The 1,997-nt window shown below is 63.4% G+C and carries 1 protein-coding gene; it reads left to right on the top strand.

Annotated features, from left to right (window positions below; genetic code table 11):
• Positions 1–15: 15 nt before the first annotated feature.
• Positions 16–1,997, top strand: a 1,982-nt coding sequence (locus QZY44_RS28235) for an SUMF1/EgtB/PvdO family nonheme iron enzyme (RefSeq protein ID WP_295455924.1), incomplete at its 3' end; no start/stop codon positions are given.

Here is a 1,997-nt window from a genome sequence, read left to right as displayed (position 1 = left end):
TTCCCCTCCCAGATCATGCAATCGCACCGCTGCGACGGGCCGACCCCGCTGCGGGTGTTCCTCTCGCTGCCCACCAACGGCCCGCGCGACCTGGAAGGACCGGTACGCCAGGCACTCCAGCAATTCCTTTCCACCCACTACAACTTCAATCTCGGGGTACGCCCCATCGAACTGCTGGATGGGGCCTGGAAAGACGGCCAGTTCCAGGGTGCGGCCAGTATCAAGGCACTGCACGAGCGGTTACGCTCCGAGCCGACCCTGGTGCTGGAGACCCAGATGCCGGAGGGTGACGACTACCTCTATGTCAATCTGGCCTACTGGGGCCCCGCCCAGGATCAGTATCTCTATCAGTCTTTGGAGAAGATCGCCTATCGCCCCGTGGTGGAGGATTCCGCCCGCGCCGCAGCGCGGCAATGGCGGCAGGCGCGCGAACGCCTGGTCGGGCAGGGCGTCGCCAAGGACAACCCGGATGCCGACCAGCGTTTCGGCGGTGTGCGCGCCGCCAACCTCAAACGGCTCGAGCAGGAGGAGGCACTGACTGCCGCCGGTATCGAACTCGACCAAGTGGACCTGCCGCCCTTTCAACTCGTAAAGGAGGATTGGCGTGCCATCCACCAATTCCTGATCACCTGGCATTGCCTGACCATGGGATGGATCGGCGATCTCTACCACTTCTCCTATCGGGACACCCCGCCACTCCTGCCGAAGCTGCTGCCTGACCTGCTGAACCCGGACTTCCCACCAGAGGTCGCCCACGCCTTCATCGACCACTATTGCCGCAGCTACCGGGCTGTGGTCGCGGAGCGCCCGGCCTGGGCGCCGGAGCTTGCGCTGCAACTGGCGGTTCCGCTGGCCGCATTGCCCGATCCGGTGTGGGCTATCGGACAGGTCGTACTCGCCATTCAAGACTGGCTGGGCTTGCGAGGGCTTCCGTCCATTGCGAGGGCTGGTATCGGGGTGATCGATGGCTTTTGCGCCCAGGTCGGCGCGGCTGATGGCCCGGTTGGTCCGGCACTCCTTTTGGACCCGGATTTCCTCGCCGGGTTGGTCGATGCCATCGGCCATTTAGACCGGTCCGACCTGATGGCACGGTTGGGGGGCGCGGCGAGCGCGGCAGCGGCGCGCCAGGAGCAGGAGCAGATCAAGCGGGAACGCCAGGAACGACAGCAACTGGAAAAGGAGCGGCAGGAACGAGAACACCAGCACCGGTTTGAGCGTAAGCGCCAAGAAATAGTGCGGCTAGAACAGGAGCGCCAGGAACGGGAGCGTTTGGAACTTGAGCGACAGAAGCGGGAGCACCAGCGGGCCAAGACCGATCGTTGGACGACAACGGCGCCACAGGACATTTGCGGCTGGTCCACTGAGCGGGTTCAAGGGCTACAACGGTCGGTAGCTGAATCGCTGGGGCTTAAACCGGCCTTTCGCGACCGACTCAAAGACGGCGGCGAGGGACCTGAGATGGTCTTGATTCCTCCAGGGTCCTTTCTCATGGGCGCCTCGGACGACGACGAGCAGTCGTCTGGCAGCGAGAAACCCCAGCACCGGGTAAGCATCCCCCGGCCATTCGCCATCGGACGCTACGCGGTTACCTTCGATGAGTACGACCGCTTCTGCGCGGCTTCTGGCTATGAGAAACCAGGTGATAATAGCTCAGGCCGTGGTCGCCGCCCGGTTATCAATGCCTCCCGGGATGACTCCGTGGCCTACTGTGCCTGGCTCTCGGAGCAGACTGGCCAGCACTACCGTCTGCCGACCGAAGCGGAGTGGGAATATGCTGCCCGTGCCGGGACCGCGACCCGGTGGTCATTCGGCAGCGACGAGAATGCGCTTGCGGACCATGCCTGGTTTAATGGCAATGCGCGCTCATTCTTTAGCAAGAAAACCCATCCGGTGGGAGAGGTGTCCCTCCGGCAAGGCTGCATGAAATCGCGTCCCTGGCCCGGTAGCGTAGGAGCCCCGTTTTTGGTGATCCGGAGGCTCTACGATGTCACTGTCAC

It is taken from the genome of uncultured Thiodictyon sp., from assembly GCA_903837595.1.
GTDB lineage: Bacteria > Pseudomonadota > Gammaproteobacteria > Chromatiales > Chromatiaceae > Thiodictyon.
The sequence above is the reverse complement of the archived record's forward strand: the minus strand, read 5'-3'. Positions and strand labels throughout refer to the sequence as shown.